The following is a 24,057-nucleotide window of genomic DNA, read 5'->3' on the forward strand; positions in this document are numbered from 1 at the left end:
GCATGACGCAACGGCACAGGGCGTGGGATAAGCGTGGTTTTTCCGTGCTACAGCCGTGGTGCATCTGTGGTCACAGATGTGACCACAGCCAAAGGCCGGTCAGATGCGGAAGAAGGGCTGCGCCAGACGGGGGATCAGCCGGTTAAAGCGCAAGGGCGCCTCGGTTGCGGCAAGGCAGATGCAGGTCTGCCCTTCCTCGGCCACGGGGGTGTGTTCCAGATTGTCATCGGCCACTTCGATATCACCGGGGCCAAAGCGATCGGTTTCATCGCGAAAGGCGCCTTGCAGCACCAGTGTCAGTTCGGTGCCCCGGTGGCTGTGTTCGGGCATGGCAGATCCGCCGGGGATCGACAGCAGACGCACCGAAGCGCCGCGGTCAGACATGCGCAAGATCGCCTGTTTGGCGCCAAAGCCCAAGGGGCGCCATTTCACATCTGCCAGACCGCCGCCGATGTAATCGACCAGAGGCGCGGGAATGATGCCCTTGGCCTGACGCGGGCGGGGGGTGATCTGTGACAGGCCGTCGATGCGCGACAGGCACGCCTCAAGGCTGCCGTCCGACATCGAGCAGAAACCGTCTTCGACGACAGCGCCACCGACGGCGTCAAAGGCACCGGCACGGGCCCGACACTCATCGCAGAGTGACAGATGGGTGGCGATCACCAGCGCAAAGCCTTCGGGCAGGTCGCCTGCCGAATAGGCCATCAAAAGCTGGTCTGAAAGATGATGCCGAATGGTCATTCCTGTTGTGCCTTCACGTCCAAATGCTGGCGCAGCTTATCTAGCGCCAACCTGATCCGAGATTTGATCGTGCCAAGGGGCAATCCCGTTTCTGCGGCAATTTCACTGTGGGTGAGATCGCCGTAATAGGCCCGTTCGATCAGCTCTCGCTGTTTCTGTGGCAGTTGGGCCAGTGCGGTGCCCAACCGTTCTGATTCCTGTTGCACCTCAAACACCTCGGCCTGATCGGGTTCCGCTTCGGGCCCCCAGGTCAGATCTTCGGGTTCGGGCCGGCGCGCCTTGCGCAGCGCGTCGATCCTGCGGTTGCGGGCGATGGTGAAAACCCATGTCGCCACCGACGCCCGTGTCGGGTCAAACTGACCGGCCTTTTGCCACAGCGTTGCCATGACATCTTGTGCGCATTCCTCGGCCAGTTGTTCCGAGGCGCCCGACTTCATCAGAAAACCCTTTACGCGGGGCGCAAAGTGCCGGAACAGCGCCGCAAAGGCCGCCCGGTCCTGATGGTCGCGCACCCTGAACACCAGTGCCGTCCAATCTTCTTGTTCATCCGTCACCAGAGTCGTCACCGGTCGATACCGTCCTTCCGGGCGTGCAGCGCGCGCCAAGAGCCCATCATAGGGCTTGGGTTTAGCAACTGCATCCGGTTTTTCGACGCGCATGGTTTCGAACATCATGGGGTTGTTACGGCGCCCTGTGGCGGTTGGATCACCTGCATATGAAAAAGAGTTGGCCAGACGCGCAGGCCAAGTGCGGGGTGATCCGAACGCAGTCAGGGGGCGTATAGTTCCCAGACACTGCCAAAAGGATCAGACATGCCATTTGAAACACTTTCCCCCACTGCCCGCCGCATTGCCGTCATCGGGGGGGGTATTTCCGGCATGGCCGCTGCACATATGTTGTCGCAGGATCATGCCGTGGTGCTGTTTGAGTCCGAGGGTCGTCTGGGCGGACATGCGCGCACTGTGATGACAGGCAAGCGCGGGGATCAGCCTGTTGACACCGGGTTCATCGTGTTCAACCGCGTGAACTATCCGCATCTGGTGCGCCTGTTCGAATCGCTGGATGTGCCCGTCACGGAAAGCAACATGAGCTTTTGTGCCAGCATTGATGGGGGGCGGATCGAATATGGCCTGGCCTCGCTGGATACGTTGTTCGCGCAGCGGCGCAATGCGCTGAACCCCAAGTTCCTGGGCATGTTGCGCGATATCTTGCGGTTCAACAAAACGGCGGTGCAGATGGCACAGCCGGGTATGGTGATTGGCGATCTGCTGGCGGCAATGGGCACCGGGGCCTATTTCCGCGATTATTACATCACGCCCTTTTCCGGGGCGATCTGGTCAACCCCGACCAAGGGTATTCTCGATTTTCCCGCCGATGCCTTGGTGCGGTTCTTTCAGAACCACGCGCTGTTGTCGGCCGACGGCCAGCACCAGTGGTACACGGTGCAGGGTGGGTCGATCCAATATGTGTCGCGGTTGCAGGCGGCGCTGCAACGGCAGGGCGTGGATATTCGCCTGTCGGCCCCGGTGGCCGGGGTGCAGCGCGGGCCCGAAGGGGTGATGGTGCGGGCCGTTGGTGGCGCATGGGAAATGTTTGACGATGTGGTGTTTGCCGCCCATTCCGATGATGCGCTTGCCCTGTTGGCCGATGCCTCCCCGCAAGAGCGTGCGGCCCTGGGGGCGGTGCGCTATCAGCCGAATGAGGCTGTGTTGCATTGTGACGAAAGCCTGATGCCCAAAGCGCGCAAGGTGTGGTCAAGCTGGGCCTATGTCGAGCCGAAGGGCGGGCCGGGTGAGCGGATTGACCTGACCTATTGGATGAACAGCTTGCAGCCCATTCCCAAGGATGACCCGCATTTCGTGACGCTGAACAGCAACCGCGCGATCCGCGAAGAGTGCATTTATGACAGCGTGACCTTCCGCCATCCGGTCTATGATACCGCGGCCTTGCAGGCGCAGGCGCAGGTGCGGGCGATGAACGGGGCGCAGAACACCTGGTTCTGCGGGGCGTGGATGAAGAACGGCTTTCATGAAGATGGCTTTGCCAGTGCCGTGGATGTGGTGCAGGCGATCCGCGCACGGGCCGTGGCCCCGGTGGCGGCATGACAGCGGTTGATCTGATCCGGGGTGAGACATTTCACGGCCGCAAGGGCCCGGTTCAGAATGCCTTTCGCTATAGTGTGGATTATGTGGCGCTAGAGCCGGATACCGCCCGCGGGCCGGCGCTGTTTTCGCGCAACCGCGCCAATCTGACGGCGCTGCATGATGCTGATCACGGTGGCCCGCCCGGGCAGGGGCGTGGCACGGCCTGGGTGCGTGAGGTGTTGGCCAACCACGGCCTGCCCGCCCCGGCGCGCATCGTGCTGATGGCGCAGCCGCGGGTTCTGGGGCATGTGTTCAACCCGGTCAGCTTTTGGCTGTGCCATGACACGGCCGGCGCGTTGCGGGTGGCGATTGCCGAAGTGACCAACACCTATGGCGAGCGCCATTCCTATCTGGTGCACCGCGACGATCTGGCACCGATCACGCGCGAAGACACCATTCTGGCGCGCAAGATCTTTTACGTTTCGCCGTTTCAGCCGGTAGAGGGCGAATATCGCTTTCGGTTCGACATCCGGGCCGAGCGGGTGGGGATCTGGATCGATTACACGACCGAGACTGGTGGATTGTTTACCAATCTGATCGGGCCAAGGGTGCCGCTGACAAATGAGGCCATTCTGCGCGCCTGTCTGCGCCGCCCCTTTGGGTCACGCCGGGTGCTGGCCCTGATTCACTGGCAGGCGCTGAAGCTGTGGGCAAAGGGCGTGGCCTTTCGCACCCGCCCCACCCCACCGACCGAGGATGTGACGCGATGATGGCTGTGATGGCCAATCTGGCACCCGCGAGGCTGTGGCCTTGGTCGGTTTTCGCGGCGCTGATCGCCTGTGCCGGATTGCCGATCTATATCCATGCGCCGAAGTTCTATGTTGATGAATATGGTGTGGGTCTGGCGGCCCTTGGGGCGGTGCTGGCGCTGCTGCGGTTGGTCGATGTGGTGCAAGACCCCTTTCTGGGCTGGTTGGCCGAGGCGGGGCGGGGAAAGCGGTCGCTGCTGGTGACGGGTGCCGTGGGCGTGATGATGGCGGCCATGCTGGCGCTGTTCGCCGTGCCGCCGCCGGTTGCGCCGCTGGCGTGGTTTGCCCTGTCGCTGGCCTGTTTGTTCAGTGCCTTTTCCTTTCTGACCATCGTCTTTTACGCCCAAGGCGTGGCACGCGCCAAGACGCTGGGCCCCAAGGGCCATCTGCGGCTGGCCGGCTGGCGCGAAACCGGGTCTTTGCTGGGGGTATCGGTGGCGGCGGTGGCCCCTGTGGCCTTGGCCGCCGTCACTGACCAGCCCTTTACCGCCTTTGCCTTGGGCTTTGCGCTGTTGGCGGTGATTGCAGCGCTGGCGATGCGGCACGAATGGGAGGGGGCGGCAAAGATGGCCCCGGCCCCGGTGATGCCGTTGTTTCGGCGGGCCTTGGCTGATCGGGTGGCGCGGCGCTTGTTGGCGATTGCGCTGGTGAATGCGGCCCCTGTGGCCGTGACTTCGACCCTGTTTTTGTTCTTTGTCGAAAGCCGCTTGGGCGCGCCGGGCTGGGAAGGCCCGCTGCTGCTGCTGTTCTTTTTGTCGGCGGCGGCTTCGGCCCCGCTGTGGGGCAGGCTGGCGGCGCAGATCGGCGAAAAGCGCAGCCTGATGGCGGCGATGGCCTTGGCGATTGCGGCCTTTTTGTGGGCGGTTTTGTTGCAGGCGGGCGATATGGCGGCCTTTGCTGTCATCTGCCTTGCCTCGGGTGCGGCGATGGGGGCCGACCTGACGCTGCTGCCCGCGCTGTTTGCCCGGCGCCTGGCGCAACTGGGCGACGGGGGTGAGGGCGCAGGATTTGGGCTGTGGTCGTTCGTATCGAAACTGGCGCTGGCCCTGGCCGCTGCCATCTTGCTGCCTGCCTTGCAATGGGCAGGCTTTACCCCCGGTGCCAGCAATGATGCTGCCGCACTCTGGGCGCTGACGCTGTTGTATGCGGCACTGCCCTGCGGGCTGAAACTTTTGGCCCTTGCGCTTGTGGCCACGACTGACCTTGAAAGGGTGTGACCCATGGAAACGCTGTATCCGCTTGTCTTGGGCGTTCTGGTGATTTTCGCTCTGATGGCGATGAAATCACGCTTTATCGGCTTTGCGACACAAAAGCCCGAAGATCTGGCTGACAGAGGCCCGGCCTTTGATCTGCGCCAGCATCTGAGCGGGCCGATCCTGTGTGAGGGCGTGATCTACGGCCCGACCGGGCGGGTGACCAGCCGGTTCGTGGCCGATATGGTGGGCGAATGGAACGGCAATACCGGCGTTCTGCGCGAGCGCTTTCGCTATGACAGTGGCGATGTGCAAGACCGCTGCTGGACATTGCGTCTGGGCAATGACGGGCGCATCGTCGCCACCGCCCCCGATGTGGTCGGCGAAGGTGCGGGCGTGGCGGCGGGGCCTGCGGTGCAGATGACCTATCGCATCAAGCTGGATGAAAAGGCGGGCGGCCATGTGCTGAATGTGACCGACTGGATGTATCTGATGGAAAATGGAACCATCATGAACCGCAGCCAGTTTCGTAAATTCGGGATCACGGTGGCCGAACTGGTGGCCACGATGCGAAAGGTAGAGGCATGAGGGATTGGCAAGGCAAACGCTATTGGCTGGTGGGCGCGTCCGAGGGGCTGGGGCTTGCCCTGGCGCAGGTGCTTAGCCGGGCGGGGGCCGAGGTGATCTTGTCGGCACGGTCGGCGGACCGTTTGGCCGAGGCCGTGGCCAGCCTGCCGGGGCGCGCAGGCGCCGTGGTTTGCGATGTGGCCGATGGAGACTCGGTGCGCCGCGCCGCAGATGAGGTGGGCGAGATTGACGGGCTGGTCTATCTGGCCGGGGTCTATTGGCCGATGCGGGCACAGGACTGGCAGGCCGATCAGGTGGCCGCGATGTGCGACATCAACTTTACCGGCTGTGCGCGGGTGGTGGGGGCGGTGATCCCCGACATGGTGCAGCGCGGGTCGGGGCATATCGTGCTGACCGGGTCTTTGTCAGGCTTTCGCGGCTTGCCGGGCGCGATTGGTTATGCGGCATCCAAGGCCGGGGTGATGAGTCTGGCCGAGTCGATGTATTGCGATCTGCGCGGATCGGGGATTGACGTGCAGGTGGCCAACCCCGGCTTTATCAAGACACGGCTGACCGAAAAGAACGACTTTTCGATGCCCTTTCTGATGGAGCCGGAACAGGCCGCGCGGGCGATGTTTGAGCATATGAGCACGGACCGCTTCAAAAGCAGTTTTCCCACGGTGTTTTCCTGGGTGTTCCGGCTGTCGCAATTCTTGCCGGACTGGGCCTATTACCGGATCTTCGGGCGCGGTTAGGGTTTCGTCAGGCAGGCCATGAAAAACCCATCCATCCCGCCCAGATCGGGCCAGTAATCGGGGCGCAGGCGCAGGCCACCCTGGGGCGTGATCCAGTCGGGTATGATACCCGGCAGGGCGGGGCGGATCACGGTCAGGCCGGGGTGGCGCGTCAGGGCGGCGGCAAGCTGATCTTCGCCCTCGGCCGGCAGCAGCGAGCAGGTGCAAAAGACCAGCCGCCCCCCCGGTTTCAGCCAGGTCAGGGCGCGGTCGAACAGCGCCGCTTGCAACGCACAGAGATCGGCGATTTCGCTGCCATCCTTGACATGGGGCAGATCGGGGTGGCGGCGGATGGTGCCGGTGGCGGAACAGGGCGCATCCAGCAAAATCGCATCAAAGCCGACGTCGGGCTGCCATTGCAGGGCATCGGTCACCACCATCTGGGCCGTCAGGCCCGTGCGGGCCAGATTGTCGCGCACCCGTTGCATCCGGGGCGCCGAGATATCAAGCGCCGTGACATCTGCCCCGGCATCGGCCAGTTGCAATGTCTTGCCCCCCGGTGCTGCGCAAAGATCAAGCACCCTTTCGCCCGGTTTGGCGGCCAGCAGGCGGGCGGCCATGCTGGCGGCGGCATCCTGCACCCACCAATCGCCCTGCGCATAGCCCGGCAAGGCCGAAATCTGGCCCGGCGACATCAGCCGCACAGAGCCCCCCGGCAAAGCGGTGCCATCGGGCAGGTCTTTGGCCTTGGCCTTTGGGGTCAGGTCAACCGGCGGGGTTTGGGTATGGGCGGCCTCGACCGCGGCCACCACGTCACGGCCCCAGGCATGCACCAGCGGCTGACGCAGCCAGCGGGGCAGCATCGGGGCGGGCAAGGCGGCCAGATCGACAGGGTCGGGCAGCGCGCGCAAAACGGCATTCACCAGCCCCGACAGGTGCTGCGTGCGACGGTTGGTGCGGGTCAGCGTGACGGCTTCGTTCACCACGCCATGCGCGGCGGCCCCTTGGGCGCGTTCCAGCACCGCAAGGCGCAGGATGTTCAGCACTGGCAGCGGCGGGGCCTTGCGCATCAAGGGTTTCAGGATGCGGTCGATCCGGTCAAGCTGGCGCAGGGTTTCGGTTGCCAGACGCTCGGCGCGGGCGCGATCTGCGGGCGACAGGCTGTCGGGCGCGGCCAGTTGCGACAGCATGGCGCCATCGCCCAGAACAGCGGTCAAAAGCTCGACCGCGATAGACCGGGCGGTGGGACGTGCGGATGTGTCTCGGGCCAATTCGGGACTCCTGACCTTGTTTGCCTGCCCCGTGCGCGTATATCAAATGCAAAGATTAGGGAACCAGCCATGACCGACGACAGCCGCAAAGACTTGCCCGCCAAAGACTTGCCGCCCGCAGCCCTGCGGGCCTTGGCCGAGGCCGAGGAGCGCCGCGCCACAGCGGCAAAACTGGCCCTGCCGCCCGAATTGGGCGGCCGCGACGGGCCAGAGCCGGTGCGCTATGGCGATTGGGAAAAAAAGGGCCTGGCGATCGACTTTTGATCTGCGGATCAGCGCAGGCGGAAGGTGGCGCGCTGCCCTTCACCCCGGTTTGAGGTGAAGCGCAGTTCCGAGCTGCCGCGCCGTTCCACCAGTTGGCAGTTATATTCGATGGCCTTGCCCGACCAATCCATCTCGCGGCAGAAATAACCGTCTTTCCATGCCCATTCCCCGGTAATTCCCCAGCCAAGGGCACGGCCCGCGATCTGCCCATCGGGGCTGACGGCCAGCGACAGGTTGTAAAGACCGATCCGCAACTCCTTGCCCTGAACAGTGGACAGGAATTCTTCGCGGTCACGGATCGGTTCGAATTCATTGGCCGCCGCGGCAAGCGGCAACAGCGCGGCGATCAGGGTCAGAACTGTAAAGCGCATGGCGGACCTTTGATTTGGCATATCCAAAGATACGCCGCCGCGCGCGGATTGGATCAGTCGCCGGCGCTCAGCTTACAGGCCCAGCACATCCATCATGTCATATTGCCCGGCCTTTTGCCCCTGCCCCCACAACGCCGCGCGCAAGGCCCCACGGGCAAAGATCGCGCGGTCGGTTGCGATATGGCGCAGCACCACGCGCTCGCCATCGGCGGCAAAGACCACATCATGCTCGCCCACGATATCGCCACCCCGAATCGCCGAAAAGCCGATGCTGCCCCGCGCCCGCGCGCCGGTGATGCCATCGCGGCCCGAGACGCTGGCCTGTTCAAGATCAATCCCCCGGCCATCGGCGGCGGCCTGCCCCAGCATCAGCGCCGTGCCTGACGGGGCATCGACCTTCATGCGGTGATGGGCTTCGACCACCTCGATATCCCAATCTTCATCCAGGGCGGCGGCGATCTTTTGTGTCAGCCGCACCAGAAGGTTCACGCCCAGACTCATATTGCCGGCGCGGATCAGAACCGCGTGGCGGGCGGCGGGTTCCAGCGCTGCGATATGGTCTTTTTCCATGCCGGTGGTGCCGATGACATGCACACAGCGCGCCTGCGCGGCCAGGGCTGCAAATTCCACCGTCGCGGCAGGCGAGGTAAAGTCGATGACGGCCTGGGCCTTGGCAAAAGCCGGCAGGGGATCGTCGGTTACGGTGACGCCCAAGGGGGCGCTGCCGATCACCTCGCCGATGTCGCGGCCAAGGGCGGGGCTGCCCGCACGTTCGACACAACCCACCAGCCGCATCTTGTCAGAGGCGCTGACCAGACGCACCAGCATTTGCCCCATCCGGCCCGAAGCCCCGGTGATCACGATTCCCGGCAGGTCTGCCATGGCTGTTCCCCTTTGTTTGTCTGGCCCCGTTTAGCGCCTTGCTGCCCAAGACAAAAGCCCGCCGTTGCGGGGGGGGCGAAAAGCGATTATGGGAACGCCCATGTCAAACAAACGATCCTCTTCGGGCAATGGCCCCACGCAACGGCAACTTCGCGTTGGCGAATTGATCCGGCGCACCCTGTCTGATGTGTTGAACCGGGCCGAGGTCCATGACCCCGATCTGAACCGGATGTCGATCACCGTGGGCGAGGTGTCGTGCTCGAACGACCTGAAGGTGGCGACGGTTTATGTGGCGCCGCTGATGGGGTCGGTGCCGATGGAAGAGGCGATCGCGGCACTGGCCCGCAACAAGGCCGAATTGCGCCACCGCGTCGCGTCAGAGCTGACGCTGAAATATGCGCCTGATCTGCGGTTCCGGCCCGATGAAACCTTTGATCGTCTGGATGAAACGCGGCGGCTGTTTGCCGACCCGCGGGTGCAGCAAGATGTTGCCGCACCCACCGCTGATGACCGGGATGGCGAGGAAGACTGAGATGCGGCTGTGGTGCGCTTTGCTCGTCCTCCTGCTGCCGCAGGTGGCGGCTGCTTCGGCGTGCCGGGATGCGGTGTTTGAAGATGTGTCGATGACAGTGTGTGAAGTGGGCGCGGACGAGGATCTGCGCCTGTTTCACAGCGGGCCAGAGGGGTTGCTGGGCAGCTTTGGCGCGGTGAATGATCTGTTGGCCGCCAGCGGGCAAAGCCTTGGCTTTGCGATGAATGCCGGGATGTATCATGCCGACCGGGCGCCTGTGGGCCTTTATGTCGAACAGGGGCAGGAACGCGCGCCGCTGGTCACCCGCGAAGGGCCGGGGAATTTTGGCCTGTTGCCCAACGGGGTGTTCTGCATCGGCGATGGGTTTGCGATTGTCGAAAGCCGCCGCTTTGGCCAGCAGCGCCCGACCTGCCGCGATGCCACCCAATCCGGGCCGATGCTGCTGATTGCGGGCAAGTTGCACCCCCGCCTGATCCCTGACAGCGACAGCGAATATATCCGCAATGGGGTTGGCGTTTCGGCCGATGGCCAGACGGCGTTTTTCGTGATCTCGAATGGACGGGTGAATTTCCACCGCTTTGCCCGGTTCTTCCGCGATGTGCTGGGCGTGCCGAATGCGCTGTATTTCGATGGCAAGATCTCGCGGCTGTATGCGCCCGACCTTGGGCGCAATGATCTGGGTTTTTCCATGGGGCCGATTGTGGGCACCGTGGTGCCAAAAGGATAAAAGATGGGACGCGTGAAAAAGGGCCGCCCGGTTTCGGGCTGGGTGATCATTGACAAGCCTGCGGGCATGGGATCGACCCAGATCGTCAATAAGGTGAAATGGGCGTTTCAGGCGCAAAAGGCCGGGCATTCGGGCACGCTGGACCCTGATGCCACCGGGGTTCTGGCCGTTGCCTTGGGCGAGGCGACAAAGACCGTGCCCTTTGTGACCGATGCCACCAAATGCTATCGGTTTCGCGTGGTCTTTGGGGCGGCAACCAGCACGGATGATGCCAGCGGCACCGTCATCGCCCAAAGCGACCGCCGCCCGTCGGATGACGAGATCGCCGCCGCACTGGGGGCGTTTCGGGGCGATATCATGCAGGTGCCGCCGCAGGTTTCCGCCGTCAAGGTGGACGGCGAGCGGGCCTATGATCTGGCGCGTGACGGTGTGGCGATGGAACTGGCCGCCCGCCCGCTGTGGGTGGAAAGCCTGGAGGTTGTGGGCCGCCCGGATGCCGACCATGTCGATCTGGAAATGGTCTGCGGCAAAGGCGGCTATGTGCGCGCGATTGCCCGCGATCTGGGGCAGGCGCTGGGGTGCTTGGGTCATGTCGCATGGTTGCGGCGCGAATGGACTGGCCCCTTCGAGGCCAGCGATGCCGTCACGCTGGAGCAGATCGACGCCTTGGCGCGGACCGATGAGATCGACAGCCTGCTGTTGCCCCTGGAAACCGGCCTGACAGACCTGCCCGAGGCCATTGCAACGCCCGAAGGGGCCGCCCGTTTGCGCAATGGCAACCCCGGCATGGTGATTGCCAGCGGGCTGGAGTGGGGCGAGGAAGCCTGGGCCAGCCATGATGGGCAGGCGATTGCCGTGGGCCGGTATCAGGGGGGCGAGTTGCACCCCAACCGGGTTTTCAACCGGTAACGGGGTGCTTGTTCGGCGGCATCAAAAGGGCGATGCCCAGTCAGAAGCGGTGTATTCAGAGTGCGAGGCCTATCGCTATCTGTTGAGCCGCGTCTGGGACGCGCAGGGCAAGCGCACGTTGTTTGTGATGCTGAACCCCTCGACCGCGACCGAGGTGCAGAACGACCCCACGATCGAGCGCTGCGAACGGCGGGCGCGGCGTTTGGGGTTCGGGGCGATGCAGATTGCCAATATCTTTGCCTTTCGCGCCACGGATCCAAAGGTGATGCGCGCTGCCGCCGACCCTGTCGGGCCAGAGAATGATGCGGTGTTGCACGATGCCTTGGCAACGGCACGGCCGGATCTGGTGCTGTGCGCCTGGGGTGCGCATGGCGCGCATCTGGGGCGCGGCGCGGCTGTGGCGCATATGCTGCGGCACAGCGGGGTGCCACTGTGGCATCTGGGGCTGACGGCAGGGGGCCACCCCCGCCACCCGCTCTATATCGGCTATGACCACCTGCCCCAAAGATGGCTTTAGGCCCGGGATGCCCCTTGCCACCCCCCTGCCGCCCGGCAATGCTGGGCTGATAGGCGCGTAGACAGGGGGGGCAGCATGGCAGAACCAAGGATTGCAGGATTTGATCGGCAGCGCATTGCCCTGCCGGATGTGACGCTGTCGGTGCAGATGGCGGGGCGGGGCCCGGCTTTGGTGTTGCTGCACGGCTATCCGCAGAACGGGATGTGCTGGTCGCTGGTGGCGCCGGAATTCATCGCCAGCCACCGGGTCATCATTCCCGATCTGCGCGGCTATGGCCTGTCAGATGCGCCCGCCGATGATGCCCGACATCACCGCTATTCCAAGCGGCGGATGGCGCAGGATATTGTCGATCTGCTGGATGTGCTGGATGTGGATCAGGCCATGGTTTTGGGCCATGACCGGGGCGCGCGCGTGGCCTATCGTCTGGCGCTGGATCACCCGGCGCGGGTGGGTCGGCTGGGCATCATCGAGATCGCCCCCACGGCCGATTATTGGGCAAATTGGGGCGCCGAACTGGCGATGGCGGCCTATCACTGGACTTTTCTTGCCCAGCCCCACCCCCTGCCCGAGCGGATGATCGGGGCCGACCCGCAGGCCTATGTCGATTGGACGCTGCAAAGCTGGACCAAGGCCAAGTCGCTGGCCGTTTTTCCGGCAGACTCTTTGGCCAGTTATCGCAGGCAGGCCACCGATCCGGCGCGGATTCACGCCATGTGTGCCGATTACCGGGCCGGGGCAACCACCGACCGCGCCGATGATGAGGCCGACCGGGCCGCTGGCCGAAAGATCACCGCACCGCTGCGGTTCTTGTATGGGCACCACGGCTTTCCCGCGCGCAGTGGCGACCCCGCGGCAATCTGGCGATCGTGGGCCACGTCGGTTACAGCAACGGCCTGCGACTCGGGCCATTTTGTGATGGAAGAGGCGCCCGAGGCTGTGCTGGAGAGTTTTGTTCCCTTTTTCGCCTGAGCCCTAAACGGGCCGCAGCGAGATAAGATCTGACGTCAAACCTGCGCCGCCCTGAACCACAGCCAAGGGAACGCCGTCAAGCGTGATCAGCACATCCGACGACCCGGCCACGGGTGTGATGGTGATGGCAGGGTCAGGGTGATCGTTGGCATCGAATTCGATGACCAACTCATCTTGTCCGGGCAGAAAATCGGTGATCTGCGCCGGAGAGTCGCCAGCCTGAATTTCTGTCAGAACAAAGCTGTCCGACCCATCGCCGCCAGTGGCCCAATCGCCTGCGCCCAGGGTCAGGACATCATCACCCGCGCCACCGTTCAGCATATCGGTTTCGCCATCATCAGCGCCATCGCCGGTGCCGAACAGGCTGTCATCGCCCGTGCCGCCATCCAGCGTATCCTGACCGGCGCCGCCGATCAGCAGATCATTGCCCGCGCCACCTGTCAGCCAGTCGTCGCCTGCACCGCCGCTGGCAGTGTCTGCCCCTTCGCCGCCATGCACAGTATCGGCCCCGTCACCGCCCGACAGCGTATCGTCGCCCTGATGCCCGGCCAGGAAATCATCCCCCGCACCGCCCTGCAGCGCATCTTGGCCCGCGCCACCCTGCAGCGTGTCATTGCCAAGGCCACCAAACAGATGGTCATCGCCATCCTCGCCATGCAGGATGTCATCCCCCGCGCCGCCTTGCAGGTCATCATCGCCGGCACGCCCGGTCAGTTGGTCTTGGCCCGCGCCACCCGACAGGCTGTCAGCCCCGTCACCACCGGAAAGGATATCGGCCTGATCCCCGCCCCGCACGAACTTTGCTGCATCAATGGCGTCAGCAATGTCATCTGAAACGGGCATACCGTCGTCGATAGATCCCGCGTCAAAACCGGGGTAGGGATCATATTCGTCGGGCAACGTCACGTCGGGATCATCGCCTTCATCTGCATCATTATCAAAGAGGGCCCAGTCCAGCAGGAGGCGGCTTTCTGTTTCGGCGCCGTTATCAGAGTTGTCGTCGCCCCCGTCGTCTTCGACCTCATCCGAATCGGCTGGATCTTGGCGCGAGGACAGAACGCCATCGGCGATAAAGCTTGCCCCCAAGGCCCCGAACAAAGCCAGAAATGCCAACATCACAACACCCCATACCATCCGGCGCAACCTGGCGGGTCGCGGCCTTGATTGCTGAACCAGCATGAACACACCAATGGAAATCTAGCCTTAATCGCTGTGCAAAACCATCACGTCACCCGGTTTTGCCCAAGGAAAATGGGTTGATGGTTAACGGCAAAAAAAGGCCAGGCCCAGATCAGTGCGGCATTGGGCCAAAGGATCTTTTCTTTTCGCGCGAATTCCCCTATACGCGCGCATCCCTTTGTATTCCATCCGTGGAATCGGGGGGCAACCGGTCTTGCTGGACGACATCCCGGCTTGCACCTTCACCCTTCTGAACAAGGAGACATCCGATGTCGATTACCGTCGAAGAAAAAGCCCGCCTGATCAAGGAATACGCAACCAAGGAAGGCGACACCGGTTCGCCCGAAGTTCAGGTTGCGATCCTGTCGTCGCGCATTGCCACGCTGACCGAGCACTTCAAAAGCCACAAGAAAGACAACCACTCTCGCCGTGGTCTGTTGATGCTTGTCGCACAGCGTCGCAAACTGCTGGACTATCTGAAAGGCAAGGACGAAGCCCGTTACACCGGCCTGATCGGTCGTCTGGGTCTGCGTCGCTAAGCCCGACCAACGGTTTTTCGGAAAACGCCCGCCCCGCAAGGTGCGGGCGTTTTTCATGGCAGCAATTGCCCTAGCCGGGTGTGCCTGCATGGGGCGCGATGTTTTCTTGCGCCACCGAAACGGCTTTCAGCACGGCAAAGACCGGCACCCCCGGCGCAAGGCCCAGTGTCTGGGCCGACCGGCGGGTGATACGGGCCAACAGCCGTTCAGACCCGGCCTGAAGGCTGACCATCGCGCCGGGGCCGTCGCCAAAGCGGATATCGGCAACGCGGGCGGGCAGGATGTTCAAGGCCGAAATCGCCTGCGGTGGCTGGGTCGCCAGCATCACGTCTTGCGCCAGAATGCGCAGGCGCAGCGCGGTGCCAAGAGGCTGGGCCACATGCGGCAGCCAAAGCGGGCCTGCCCCCGTCTCCAGCCGGGTCAGGCCGTCTTGGGCATGTTCGGCCACCCGCGCCACCAGCACCGCCCCTGCCTCTCGCAGGCCCAGACCGGGGGCTGTGGCCGGATCAGACAGGATTTGGGCCGCTGGCCCGGTGGCCACCACCCGGCCCTTGTCCAGCATCACCACAGTTGTGGCCAGCCGTGCCACCTCGGCCATCGAATGGCTGACATACAGGATGGGCAGGTGCACCTCATCCCGCAGCCGTTCCAGATAGGGCAGGATCTCGGCCTTGCGCGCATCATCCAGCGCGGCAAGGGGTTCGTCCAGCAACAAAAGACCCGGATTTGACAGCAGCGCACGGCCAAGGGCCACGCGGCTTTTCTCGCCCCCTGACAAGGCGGCGGGGCGGCGGGCCAGCAGGGAACCAATGCCCAGCATCTCGACGATCTGGCCCAGATCAGCCGCCCCTGCCCCGCCCGCGAACCAGTGGCCATACAGCAGGTTTTGCCGCACCGTCAGATGGGGGAACAGCCGCGCATCCTGAAACACATAGCCGACCCGACGCCGATGTGGCGGCAAGCAGATGCCCGCCGCCGTATCCAAGAGCACCCGGTCACCCGACTGGATGCGCCCGGCATCGGGCCGCAACAGCCCCGCCACCGCATTCACCACCGTGGTCTTGCCCGCCCCCGACCGGCCAAACAGAACCGTCAGACCCACGGGGGCCTGAAAGGCGACATCAAGGGCCAGCCCGGCAAAGCGATGGGTCAGGGCAACGGAAAGCGTCATTTTCCCGCAATCCGCCGTGCCACAGACTGGGCCACCCATTCCGACAGCAACAGCGCCGTCATGGCAATGGCGATGGCCACCCAGACCAGACGCATGGCCTGCGCCTCGGCACCCGGAATTTGCAGGAAGTTGTAGATGGCCAGCGACAGCGTCTGCGTCTGGCCGGGGATGTTCGACACAAAGGTGATCGTGGCCCCAAACTCGCCCATGGCCTTGGCAAAGCCGATGATGGTGCCCGCGATGATGCCGGGCAGAATCATCGGCAAGGTGATGGTCACGAACACCCAAGGCCGAGAGGCCCCAAGCGTGGCGGCGGCTTGCTCTAGCTTTGGGTCAACCGCCTCGATCGCCAGCCGGATGGCGCGCACCATCATCGGAAAGGCCATCACCGCCGCAGCCACCGCAGCCCCTGTCCAGCGAAAGGCGATGACGATGCCGAACCACTGATCCAGCAGATGGCCCACGGCCCCCCGCTTGCCAAAGGTCAACAGCAGCAGATAGCCCGTCACCACGGGCGGCAGGATCAGCGGCAAATGCACCAGTCCGTTCAGCAGCGCCTTGCCCCAGAAGTTCCAGCGGGCCAGCGCATAGGCGATGAAGATGCCAAAGGGCAGGCTGCAGACCACGGCCAGCCCCGAGACTTGCAGCGACAGCACCACGGCTTGCCATTCCTCGGGGGTCAGCCAGCCTGTCATGGTGCCGGGGCATCGGTTGGCAAGACGACAAACCCCTGCGCCGTGAACAGCGCCCGCGCCCGAGGCCCGGACAGGGCATCGAGAAAGGCGCGGTCGGCATCATCTTGTGCATGGGTCAACAAGGCGGCGGGGTAGCGGATCGGCGGGTGGCTGGTGTCGGGAAAACGGGCCACCACGGCCACGCGGTCGCTGGCGGCGGCATCCGTGGCATAGACCACACCCAGACCGGCTTCGCCCACCTCGACCAACGCCAAGGCGGCGCGCACATTATCGCGCTGCACCACCTGGGATTGCACATCATCCCACAGACCCAAAGTCATCAGCGCGGCCTTGCCATATTGGCCCGCTGGCACGGAATCAACCATGGCCATCGACAGCTTTTCCCCCGCCAGCAGGCCCGCCAGATCAAAATCGGGGCCAATCACCGGAACCGGGGCCACAGCCCCCTGCCCCACCAGAACCAGCCGGTTCGACAGCAGATCAATACGGCTGCCATCGACGATCTGGCCCTGTTGCGCCACCTGATCCATCCAATCTTCGGCCGCCGAGATGAACAGATCAGCCGGTGCGCCATCAATGATCTGTTTCGCCAATTTGCCCGATCCGGCATAGCTGATCAGCACGGTGTGGCCGGTTTCGGCCTGCCAGTCGGCAGCAACCTGATCCAGCGCGGTTTTCAGGGAAGACGCGGCAAAGACCACAACTTCGGCCGCAAAGGCAGGCGGGCCCAAGGCCAGCAGGGCGGCAGACAACAGCACAGTGCGAACCATGGCACGCCTTTCGATATGTTTTGGCAAACATATCATCCGGCACCTCTGCTCTGGCAAGCGATATTTCCCAAGGGACATAACCCGCCTAACCGGTTGGCTTTCGCATCGCCTCAAGCGCGGCAATCTCGGCCGTGGCGGCGACGCGGGCCTTTTCGACAACACGACGATAGAGCGCCAGCACGGTCTGCCCGGCGTCAGTCAGATCGGCCCCGCCGCCCCCTGCCCCGCCACGAGACGACGAGACAAGCGGCGCGGCGAAGCTGGCATTCAATTCCTCAACCAAAGACCAGGCGCGCTTGTAACTCATGCCCATGGCGCGCCCGGCGGCCGAGATTGACCCTGTCTCGGCGATCCGCGTCAACAGTTCGGCCTTGCCGGGGCCCAGCATCGCATCGTCAAACAGAATCCGCAGCTTCAGTTCGGGCATGGCTGGCCTTTGCAACACCGGTCTGCCCCTTCCTGCCGGAAAAGGCAGGGCCAAGGCAAGGCCCCCGTCACACGGCCCCCGTCACAAGGCCCCCGCCACAAGGCCCGCGTCACGCGTCGCGCTGTGCGATCCAGTCATGATCGGGATGGGTCTGGAACCGCCATTTGCGCAGCGGCCCGGCCATGACGTTCAGGTAATACATCTCGTATCCATAAGGTGCGCCGCAGGGGTGATGGCCCTTGGGCACCAGCACCAGATCATGATCTGCAACCGCCATGGTTTCATCCAGCGTGCCGTCTTCGGTAAAAACCCGCTGGATGCCAAACCCTTGCGAGGGGTTCAGCCGGTGGTAATAGGTTTCTTCCAGATAGGTCATGTTGGGAAAGTCATCCTCATCATGCCGATGGGGCGGGTAGGATGACCAATGCCCTTGCGGTGTGAACACCTCTGTCACCAACAGGCTGCCCGCCACATCGCGCTCTTCCATCGCGATGGCGTTGATCTGGCGGGTATTGGTGCCCTTGCCACGGGTGACTTGCGGCACACCTTGGGGGCCGATTTGCGCGGCGGCATGCTGCCCCTTGCCGGGTGCCGTGCAAATGGCCAGCACCAGATCGGTGGTTGCTGTCACCGCCCAATCTGACCCTTCGGGCAGATAAACGCAATGCGGCGGCGTTTTTTCAAACACATCCAACCGGTCCCCGAGCACCCCCCAGTCGCGGCCTGCCCCGGTCAGATGGCCCTTGCCCTCGACATAGACCACAATCGCCTCGCGCTGGCCCAGATGGCCTGCCGCCTGCTGACCCGGGGCCAGACGATACAGTTGAAAGCCGACATAGCCCCAGCCCGCCGTTTCGGGGCTGCAATCATGCACCTTGCCCTGCGTGCCGTTTGGCTTCACCAAAAGTCTGCTCATCGGCCTGCCCTTTGTCTGTTCCCGAATATCCATCCGGCGCGTGCGCCCGATGCGAAAGTCAGGTTCAGATCAACCCGGTCTCTTTTGCAAGACGTTTCAGCGTGGCCAACCCAAGTGTCTGATAGAGCAGCGGGTTACGCACCGTTGGGTCTTGCTCGGCCTCGATCACGATCCAGCCATCGTAACCAGCATCGGCCAGGATCTTCAACAGCGGCGCAAAGTCGATGCCCCCCTCTTGATCGCCCGGCACGGTAAAGGCCCCGGCCACCACCCCTTGCAGAAATGACATCCCCTCGGCCCGCACCTTGGCCGTCACAGCGGGGCGGATGTTCTTGGCATGAAAATGCCACACGCGGGCAACATGCCGGGCCAGCACCTGTTCGGGGTTGCCACCGCCAAAGGCGCAATGGCCCGCATCGAACAGCAGGTGCAGATGCGGCCCGGTGCCTGCCATCAATGCGTCAATCTCATCCGGGGTTTCGATGATCGTGCCCATGTGGTGATGATAGACCAGCGTCACCCCCTGGCTGGCCAGATAGGCGGCAAACGACTCGATCTTGGTGCAGAAGGCGGCCATCTGCTCGGCCGTCAGCCGGGGCCGATCATTGACAGAGGCATTCGAGCCATGCACGGCGTTCGAGGTTTCGCAGACGATCATCACCTTGCAGCCGTTGTGTTTCAGCTTGGCAAGATGGGGCTGGCAGGCGGCGATTTCCGCCTGCACCGATTGGACCAGCAGATTGGTCGAATACCAACCCGAGATGAACACAAGCCCGTTTTCGGCCAACAGTGCCCGCAGGGCCTCGGGGTCATCAGGCCAGCGGTGGCCGTTTTCGATCCCGTCAAAGCCGATCTGACGGCCCGCCTCATCCAGAATGCGGGCGGTCGGAATGTCGGCGCCGATGGTCTGATCATCATCATTGGCCCAAGCGATTGGGTTTGTGCCAAAGCGGATCATACGCGCGCCTGTGTCTTGCGTTTGACATCATAATCGGCGCGGGCCGCGTTGACCGAAGGCCGCGCGCTGACTTCGGGCACCCCGGTTTCCCACCATGTGCCCCCAAGGGCGTGCTCGTGATAGGGGGTTGTGTCGATCACAATGACATAGGGGCCGGTGATCCCCCGCCGATTGGCCAGTGCCGACTCAAGCTCGGCAATCGAGCCGACCTTGACGCTGGTCGCCCCCATGCTGGCGGCATGGGCGGCAAAGTCGATCTGGGGCTGATGCTCGATACGGGCGTGGGCGTAAAGATTGTTGAACTCGGCCCCGCCGGTGCCCATTTGCAGCCGGTTGATGCAGCCAAAGCCGCGGTTATCGGTGACGACGACCGTAAAGCTGATGCCCAGCATGGCCGCTGTCGCCATTTCGCTGTTCATCATCATATAGGTGCCGTCGCCGGTAAAGCAGACAACGTCGCGCTGCGGCTGTGCCATCTTGATGCCAAGGGCCCCGGCAATTTCATAGCCCATGCAGGAAAAGCCGTATTCCATGTGGTAAGACATCGGGCGCGTCGATTTCCACAGCTTGTGCAATTCGCCCGGCATCGTGCCTGCGGCGCACATCACCACGGTATCTTCGCCCGCCGCGCGTTGCACCGCACCGACCACCTGCTGATCAGTGGCCAACGCGTTCTGATCGCCCTCGGGTGCGGCGCACAAGGGATCGACCAGCCTGAACCAGGCATCCTTCAACCCGGCATCGGGAGCATTGAACACCACCCCTGTCAGCGCCGCAGACAGGGCCTGCAAACCATCGCGCGCATCGGCACACAACGGCTCGGCCCCGTGTTTCATCGCATCATAGGCCGCCACATTCAGGCTGATCAGTTTGCGGTTTGGTTCCTTGAACAGCGACCAAGACCCCGTGGTAAAATCCTGAAACCGCGTGCCGACGCCCAGAATCACATCGGCCTTTTCGCAGATCGCATTGGCACTGCTGGACCCGGTGACACCGACAGGGCCGAAATTCATGGCATGATCCCAAGGCAGGGCCGATTTGCCCGCCTGGGTTTCGACGACGGGAATCTGATGTGCCTGGGCAAAGGCACGCAGCGCATCGGTGGCAAAGGCGTAATGCACACCCCCGCCCGCAAGGATCACCGGGCGCTTGGCCGATTTCAACAGGGCAGCGACCTGATCAAGCTCTGCCGGGTCGGGCTGCACCCGACGCAGACGCCAAACTTTCTCGGCGAAAAAGGCTTCGGGGTAATCAAACGCCTCGCCCTGCACATCCTGACAGAACGACAGCGTTACCGGGCCACACTCGGCCGGGTCAGTCATCACCCGCAGCGCACGGGGCAGTGCCGTCAGCAATTGTTCGGGCCGGGTGATCCGGTCGAAATAGCGGCTGACCGGGCGAAAGCAATCATTGGCTGTCAGCGCACCATCGCCGAAATCCTCGATCTGTTGCAAAACCGGGTCGGGGCCACGATGGGCAAAGACATCGCCGGGAATGAACAGAACCGGCAGCCGGTTGACATGGGCCAGGGCCGCAGCCGTGACCATGTTCAGCGCCCCCGGCCCGATGGAGGAGGTGACAGCCATCGCCCGGCGCCGACCCAGTTGCTTGGCATAGGCGATGGCGGCATGGGCCATCGACTGTTCGTTCTGGCCGCGATAGGTGGGCAACTCGGCCTGAACGGCCTGCAAGGCCTCGCCCAGACCAACCACATTGCCATGGCCAAAGATCGCCCAGACCCCCGCCAGAAAACGCTCGCCATCTTCGTTCATCTGCGCGGCCAGATATTTCACCATCGCCTGCGCGGCCGTCAATCGGATCGTGGTCATGTGTTCAGCCCTTTGCCTGTGTCTTGGCCGCATCCCACAGGGAACAAAGCCGCGCATAAGTGTCGGCCATCATCGCGATAGCCTGCGTTTCAGTCATCGTGCCCGCCAGAAAGCCCTGTGCCGCCTCGGCAAAAATGGTGCGCCCGACCGCAAAGCCCTTGACCAGATCGAACTTGGCCGCCTTTGCGAAACTGGCCGCCAATGTGGCCTCGCTTTCGCCCAAGCCCAGAACGACGATGCCGCGAGTATGGGCATCGTTGCGGATGATAGCGTCGCAGGCGGCTTGCCAGCCAGCCTCGGTCTGCATTGGTTCCAGCTTCCACCAATCGGGAAAGATGCCGATGTCATAAAAGCGCTGGATCACCTGTGCGGTGGTCTGATCCGTCACCGGGCCCGCTTTTGACGGGATGACTTCCAACAAGAACTCCAGCCGATTGCGGCGGGCGGCATGGAACAGGCGGGTGACAGTGGCCTCTTGCTCGGCCTTCATCTCGGCGCTGTCATCGGGGTGGTAAAAGCACAAGACCTTGACCACATGCGCCAAGGGCCATTCCGCCAAACCGCCGAAATCAGGCCCCAACTCGGGCTCTAGCGTCAGGGGCCGCGACCCCGGCCATTCGACCGGGCGACCGATCCACAGCCCGGTGTCGGCGGCGGCCTGCAACGCCTCGCGCCCCAGCCGGTTGTCGCACAAAATGCCATAGCCGGGCTGGCCTGCCTGCACCTGCGTTGCGGCCTGCAAGCACAGCCGTTTGAAAGCGCCGATCTTTTCGACACTTGCCCCCGGCAGCGTTTCCAACTGCATGCGGTGATCAAAGGCAAACACCCGCATGTCAGGCCAACCCCCGCTGCGATTGGTTGACCAGTGAATCTGTTCCAACGGCGCGTCATTGCGCAGATCGGGGCGCACAACGCCACGGTTGAAAAAGAACTGCAACTCCTCCCAACTGGGATAGGCGGGCGCGCAGCCATGGCGGCTGACGGCAAAGGCGCCGCAGGCATTGGCATATTTCAAGGCAACGGGCCAAGGCTCTTTGTCCAGCCAGCCTTTCAGCAGGCCCGACATGAACCCATCGCCCGCGCCCAGCACATTGAACACCTCGATCGGAAAGCCCGGCCCGGCCTCGCCCGCGTCAAGCGTATCGGGAATGGCCCCGGTAAACGCCACCGCCCCCATAGGCCCGCGCTTGCAGACAAGCGTGGCCTTCGATACGTCCCGCACGGCCCGCAGCGCCGTGATCGTATCGGTGCTGCCGCCTGCAATGTGAAACTCTTCTTCGGTGCCGACGATCAGATCAAACAGGGGCAGGGTCGATTGCAGCTTGGCCGTCACTGCCGCGCTTTCGACAAACCGGCTTTCGCCATCCCCATGGCCCGCAAGGCCCCACAGGTTGGGGCGGTAATCAATGTCGAGCGCGGTTTGCGCCCCGGCCTGACGCGCCAGATGCAGGGCTTTCAGAACCGCTGCTTCGGTGCGGGGGTGGCTAAGATGCGTGCCGGTTGCCACCACAGCGCGGGCACGGGCGATAAAGGCGGGGTCCACATCGGACTCGCACAGGGCCATGTCCGCGCAATTCTCGCGGTAAAAGATCAGCGGAAAGCGGTGCTCATCGCGGATGCCCAGCAAAACCAGCGCCGTCAGCCGTTCAGGATCGGTGATCACGCCATCTGTGCAAACGCCCTCACGCGCCAATTGTTCGCGGATAAAGCGCCCCATATGTTCATCGCCGACACGGGTCAGCAGCGCCGACCGCAGGCCAAGGCGCGCCGTGCCCACCGACATATTGGTGGGCGAGCCGCCAACATATTTCTGGAACGACGCCATATCCTCAAGCCGGCCACCAACCTGCGCGCCGTAAAGGTCAACCGACGACCGCCCGATGGTGATCAGATCAAGATCCTGCATCACAGGATCTCCGACACCTTGACCGCGCGACCTTCCTTGACCGATTTCAACGCAGCCTCGGCCAGGGCAAGCGCCATCAGCCCATCATGGGTAGTGGTGGGCATTGGGCCATTGCCCTGCACCGCCGCCACGAACGAGGCGATTTCATTGGCATAGGCCGCGATATACCGCGTCATGAAGAAATTCAGCAGAGGGGCCGCGTGAAACCCTTTTTCATCGGCCAGAACCACCCGGCTTTCGCCATGGTTTTCGGCGGCGGCCATGCCCTTTGCACCCAGAACCTCGATCCGCTGATCATAGCCATAGGTGGCGCGCCGGCTGTTGGTGATGACCGCCTGCTTGCCCGTGGCGGTGCGCAGGATGACATTGGCGCTGTCGAAATCGCCCAGATCGCCAATGGTTTTGTCGGTCAGAACCGAAGCCGAGGCATAAACCGTTTCAACCTCTTCGCCCAAGAGCCAACGGGCCATGTCGAAATCATGAATGGTCATATCGCGGAACATCCCGCCCGAGCGGGTGATATAGTCGGCAGGCGGGGCACCGGGGTCGCGGCTGGTGATGGTGACCATCTCGACCGCGCCGATCTTGCCCGCCTCGATCGCGGCTTTGACCGCCATGAAATCAGGATCAAACCGGCGGTTGAAGCCGACCATGACCTTGCCCTTGCTGGCCTCGACGACCTTCAGGCAGGCCTGCACACGGGCCAGCGACAAATCGACCGGCTTTTCGCAAAACACCGCCTTGCCCGCCCGCACAAACCGTTCAATCAGATCGGCATGGGTGTCAGTTGGGGTGCAGATCACAACGGCATCGACATCGCCCGAAGCCTCGATCTGGTCGATGCTGCGCACATCGCAGCCATAGGTGGCGCGCAGGGCATCGGTGGCAGCGGCCACCGGATCGGCAATGGCAACCAGCTTGGCTCCCGGCGTTGCGGCCACGGCGCGGGCATGAACCTGACCGATCCGACCAGCCCCAAGAATGGCAAAGTTCAGCGACATGAGGGAATCCTTAAGTTAAGCGCGGGCAACAAGCCGATATTGAGCGGGACCGTGCTGCTTCTGCGGGGTTTGGTCAATCTGCCTGATGATTTTCGC

Annotated in this window: 27 protein-coding genes; 12 read left to right on the forward strand and 15 right to left on the reverse strand. The window is 63.4% G+C overall.

From position 1 onward, the window contains the following. Positions 1-99: 99 nt before the first annotated feature. Together V3C85_RS12365 and V3C85_RS12370 are read right to left on the reverse strand one after the other, a co-directional pair. Positions 100-741, reverse strand: coding sequence for a ChrR family anti-sigma-E factor (locus tag V3C85_RS12365; RefSeq protein WP_331795405.1), 642 nt, complete (start codon positions 739-741; stop codon positions 100-102). After that, the gene (locus V3C85_RS12370) at positions 738-1,295 is read right to left on the reverse strand and encodes a sigma-70 family RNA polymerase sigma factor (protein WP_331795568.1); all 558 of its coding nucleotides are present in this window, start codon (positions 1,293-1,295) and stop codon (positions 738-740) included. The genes V3C85_RS12365 and V3C85_RS12370 overlap by 4 nt, the downstream gene beginning before the upstream one ends. Before the next feature lie 258 nt (positions 1,296-1,553). Here V3C85_RS12370 and V3C85_RS12375 point away from each other — a divergent pair, with 258 nt between their 5' ends. Genes V3C85_RS12375 through V3C85_RS12395 form a run of 5 tightly spaced genes read left to right on the forward strand, consistent with a single transcriptional unit; the run spans position 1,554 to position 6,149 of the window. After that, a complete protein-coding gene (locus V3C85_RS12375; protein ID WP_331795406.1) occupies positions 1,554-2,846 on the forward strand; it encodes an NAD(P)/FAD-dependent oxidoreductase in 1,293 nt (430 codons plus the stop codon). Continuing rightward, positions 2,843-3,595 carry a DUF1365 domain-containing protein gene (locus V3C85_RS12380; protein ID WP_331795407.1) on the forward strand — a complete coding sequence of 251 codons (753 nt, stop codon included), beginning with the start codon at positions 2,843-2,845 and terminating at the stop codon, positions 3,593-3,595. The genes V3C85_RS12375 and V3C85_RS12380 overlap by 4 nt, the downstream gene beginning before the upstream one ends. After that, positions 3,592-4,851, forward strand: a complete 1,260-nt coding sequence (locus V3C85_RS12385) for an MFS transporter (RefSeq protein ID WP_331795408.1) — start codon at positions 3,592-3,594, stop codon at positions 4,849-4,851. The genes V3C85_RS12380 and V3C85_RS12385 overlap by 4 nt, the downstream gene beginning before the upstream one ends. Before the next feature lie 3 nt (positions 4,852-4,854). Next, entirely contained in the window at positions 4,855-5,415 is a 561-nt protein-coding gene (locus tag V3C85_RS12390) for a DUF3833 domain-containing protein (RefSeq protein WP_331795409.1), read from the forward strand. Further along, positions 5,412-6,149, forward strand: a complete 738-nt coding sequence (locus V3C85_RS12395; protein WP_331795410.1) for an SDR family NAD(P)-dependent oxidoreductase — start codon at positions 5,412-5,414, stop codon at positions 6,147-6,149. The genes V3C85_RS12390 and V3C85_RS12395 overlap by 4 nt, the downstream gene beginning before the upstream one ends. On the opposite strand, the gene V3C85_RS12400 is transcribed toward V3C85_RS12395, so the two are convergent. Then, complete coding sequence (locus tag V3C85_RS12400; RefSeq protein ID WP_331795411.1) at positions 6,146-7,399, reverse strand: RsmB/NOP family class I SAM-dependent RNA methyltransferase; 1,254 nt, start codon at positions 7,397-7,399, stop codon at positions 6,146-6,148. The genes V3C85_RS12395 and V3C85_RS12400 overlap by 4 nt on opposite strands. Before the next feature lie 69 nt (positions 7,400-7,468). Between V3C85_RS12400 and V3C85_RS12405 the strand changes: the two genes are divergently transcribed. After that, on the forward strand, positions 7,469-7,663 hold the full coding sequence (locus V3C85_RS12405; RefSeq protein ID WP_331795412.1) for a DUF1674 domain-containing protein: 195 nt from the start codon (positions 7,469-7,471) through the stop codon (positions 7,661-7,663). Between the two features lie 8 nt (positions 7,664-7,671). Here V3C85_RS12405 and V3C85_RS12410 read toward each other — a convergent pair whose 3' ends face one another. Both V3C85_RS12410 and dapB read right to left on the reverse strand, forming a co-directional pair. Further along, positions 7,672-8,034 (reverse strand): dihydrodipicolinate reductase, encoded by a 363-nt coding sequence (locus V3C85_RS12410; RefSeq protein WP_331795413.1) that lies wholly within the window; start codon positions 8,032-8,034, stop codon positions 7,672-7,674. A gap of 72 nt (positions 8,035-8,106) precedes the next feature. Next, a complete protein-coding gene (dapB, locus tag V3C85_RS12415) occupies positions 8,107-8,916 on the reverse strand; it encodes a 4-hydroxy-tetrahydrodipicolinate reductase (RefSeq protein ID WP_331795414.1) in 810 nt (269 codons plus the stop codon). A gap of 100 nt (positions 8,917-9,016) precedes the next feature. Here dapB and rbfA point away from each other — a divergent pair, with 100 nt between their 5' ends. From rbfA to V3C85_RS12440, 5 genes are all read left to right on the forward strand, one after another. Beyond that, positions 9,017-9,448: a 30S ribosome-binding factor RbfA gene (gene rbfA / locus V3C85_RS12420; protein ID WP_445942016.1), complete on the forward strand. Its 432-nt coding sequence runs from the start codon at positions 9,017-9,019 to the stop codon at positions 9,446-9,448. Between the two features lies 1 nt (position 9,449). Further along, positions 9,450-10,175 (forward strand): phosphodiester glycosidase family protein, encoded by a 726-nt coding sequence (locus tag V3C85_RS12425; protein WP_331795416.1) that lies wholly within the window; start codon positions 9,450-9,452, stop codon positions 10,173-10,175. A 3-nt stretch (positions 10,176-10,178) separates the two neighbouring features. Further along, positions 10,179-11,084 carry a tRNA pseudouridine(55) synthase TruB gene (truB, locus tag V3C85_RS12430; RefSeq protein WP_331795417.1) on the forward strand — a complete coding sequence of 302 codons (906 nt, stop codon included), beginning with the start codon at positions 10,179-10,181 and terminating at the stop codon, positions 11,082-11,084. A 4-nt stretch (positions 11,085-11,088) separates the two neighbouring features. Continuing rightward, a complete protein-coding gene (locus tag V3C85_RS12435) occupies positions 11,089-11,601 on the forward strand; it encodes a DUF1643 domain-containing protein (RefSeq protein WP_331795418.1) in 513 nt (170 codons plus the stop codon). A 75-nt stretch (positions 11,602-11,676) separates the two neighbouring features. Beyond that, positions 11,677-12,570 (forward strand): alpha/beta fold hydrolase, encoded by an 894-nt coding sequence (locus V3C85_RS12440; protein ID WP_331795419.1) that lies wholly within the window; start codon positions 11,677-11,679, stop codon positions 12,568-12,570. A 3-nt stretch (positions 12,571-12,573) separates the two neighbouring features. Here V3C85_RS12440 and V3C85_RS12445 read toward each other — a convergent pair whose 3' ends face one another. Then, positions 12,574-13,686 carry a calcium-binding protein gene (locus V3C85_RS12445; protein WP_331795420.1) on the reverse strand — a complete coding sequence of 371 codons (1,113 nt, stop codon included), beginning with the start codon at positions 13,684-13,686 and terminating at the stop codon, positions 12,574-12,576. Positions 13,687-14,018: 332 nt separating this feature from the next. Between V3C85_RS12445 and rpsO the strand changes: the two genes are divergently transcribed. Beyond that, the gene (gene rpsO / locus V3C85_RS12450; protein WP_331795421.1) at positions 14,019-14,288 is read left to right on the forward strand and encodes a 30S ribosomal protein S15; all 270 of its coding nucleotides are present in this window, start codon (positions 14,019-14,021) and stop codon (positions 14,286-14,288) included. Between the two features lie 70 nt (positions 14,289-14,358). Here the strand turns inward: rpsO and modC are convergent, their stop codons facing one another. The 9 genes from modC to iolG all read right to left on the reverse strand — a co-directional run bounded on the left by modC (position 14,359) and on the right by iolG (position 23,961). Further along, complete coding sequence (gene modC / locus V3C85_RS12455) at positions 14,359-15,459, reverse strand: molybdenum ABC transporter ATP-binding protein (RefSeq protein ID WP_331795422.1); 1,101 nt, start codon at positions 15,457-15,459, stop codon at positions 14,359-14,361. Beyond that, positions 15,456-16,154: a molybdate ABC transporter permease subunit gene (modB, locus tag V3C85_RS12460; protein ID WP_331795423.1), complete on the reverse strand. Its 699-nt coding sequence runs from the start codon at positions 16,152-16,154 to the stop codon at positions 15,456-15,458. The genes modC and modB overlap by 4 nt, the downstream gene beginning before the upstream one ends. Beyond that, positions 16,151-16,924 carry a molybdate ABC transporter substrate-binding protein gene (gene modA / locus V3C85_RS12465; RefSeq protein WP_331795424.1) on the reverse strand — a complete coding sequence of 258 codons (774 nt, stop codon included), beginning with the start codon at positions 16,922-16,924 and terminating at the stop codon, positions 16,151-16,153. Before modA ends, modB begins: the two co-directional genes overlap by 4 nt. Before the next feature lie 85 nt (positions 16,925-17,009). Beyond that, entirely contained in the window at positions 17,010-17,351 is a 342-nt protein-coding gene (locus V3C85_RS12470; RefSeq protein ID WP_331795425.1) for a winged helix-turn-helix domain-containing protein, read from the reverse strand. Between the two features lie 109 nt (positions 17,352-17,460). After that, the gene (iolB, locus tag V3C85_RS12475) at positions 17,461-18,267 is read right to left on the reverse strand and encodes a 5-deoxy-glucuronate isomerase (RefSeq protein WP_331795426.1); all 807 of its coding nucleotides are present in this window, start codon (positions 18,265-18,267) and stop codon (positions 17,461-17,463) included. Between the two features lie 64 nt (positions 18,268-18,331). Then, entirely contained in the window at positions 18,332-19,225 is an 894-nt protein-coding gene (gene iolE, locus V3C85_RS12480) for a myo-inosose-2 dehydratase (RefSeq protein ID WP_331795427.1), read from the reverse strand. After that, positions 19,222-21,054 carry a 3D-(3,5/4)-trihydroxycyclohexane-1,2-dione acylhydrolase (decyclizing) gene (gene iolD / locus V3C85_RS12485; RefSeq protein WP_331795428.1) on the reverse strand — a complete coding sequence of 611 codons (1,833 nt, stop codon included), beginning with the start codon at positions 21,052-21,054 and terminating at the stop codon, positions 19,222-19,224. Before iolD ends, iolE begins: the two co-directional genes overlap by 4 nt. 4 nt (positions 21,055-21,058) lie before the next feature. Next, positions 21,059-22,960 (reverse strand): bifunctional 5-dehydro-2-deoxygluconokinase/5-dehydro-2-deoxyphosphogluconate aldolase, encoded by a 1,902-nt coding sequence (locus V3C85_RS12490; RefSeq protein WP_331795429.1) that lies wholly within the window; start codon positions 22,958-22,960, stop codon positions 21,059-21,061. After that, the gene (gene iolG / locus V3C85_RS12495) at positions 22,960-23,961 is read right to left on the reverse strand and encodes an inositol 2-dehydrogenase (protein ID WP_331795430.1); all 1,002 of its coding nucleotides are present in this window, start codon (positions 23,959-23,961) and stop codon (positions 22,960-22,962) included. Before iolG ends, V3C85_RS12490 begins: the two co-directional genes overlap by 1 nt. Positions 23,962-24,057 lie beyond the last annotated feature (96 nt).

The sequence above is a fragment of the Pseudotabrizicola sp. L79 genome (assembly GCF_036553525.1).
Classification (GTDB): domain Bacteria; phylum Pseudomonadota; class Alphaproteobacteria; order Rhodobacterales; family Rhodobacteraceae; genus Pseudotabrizicola.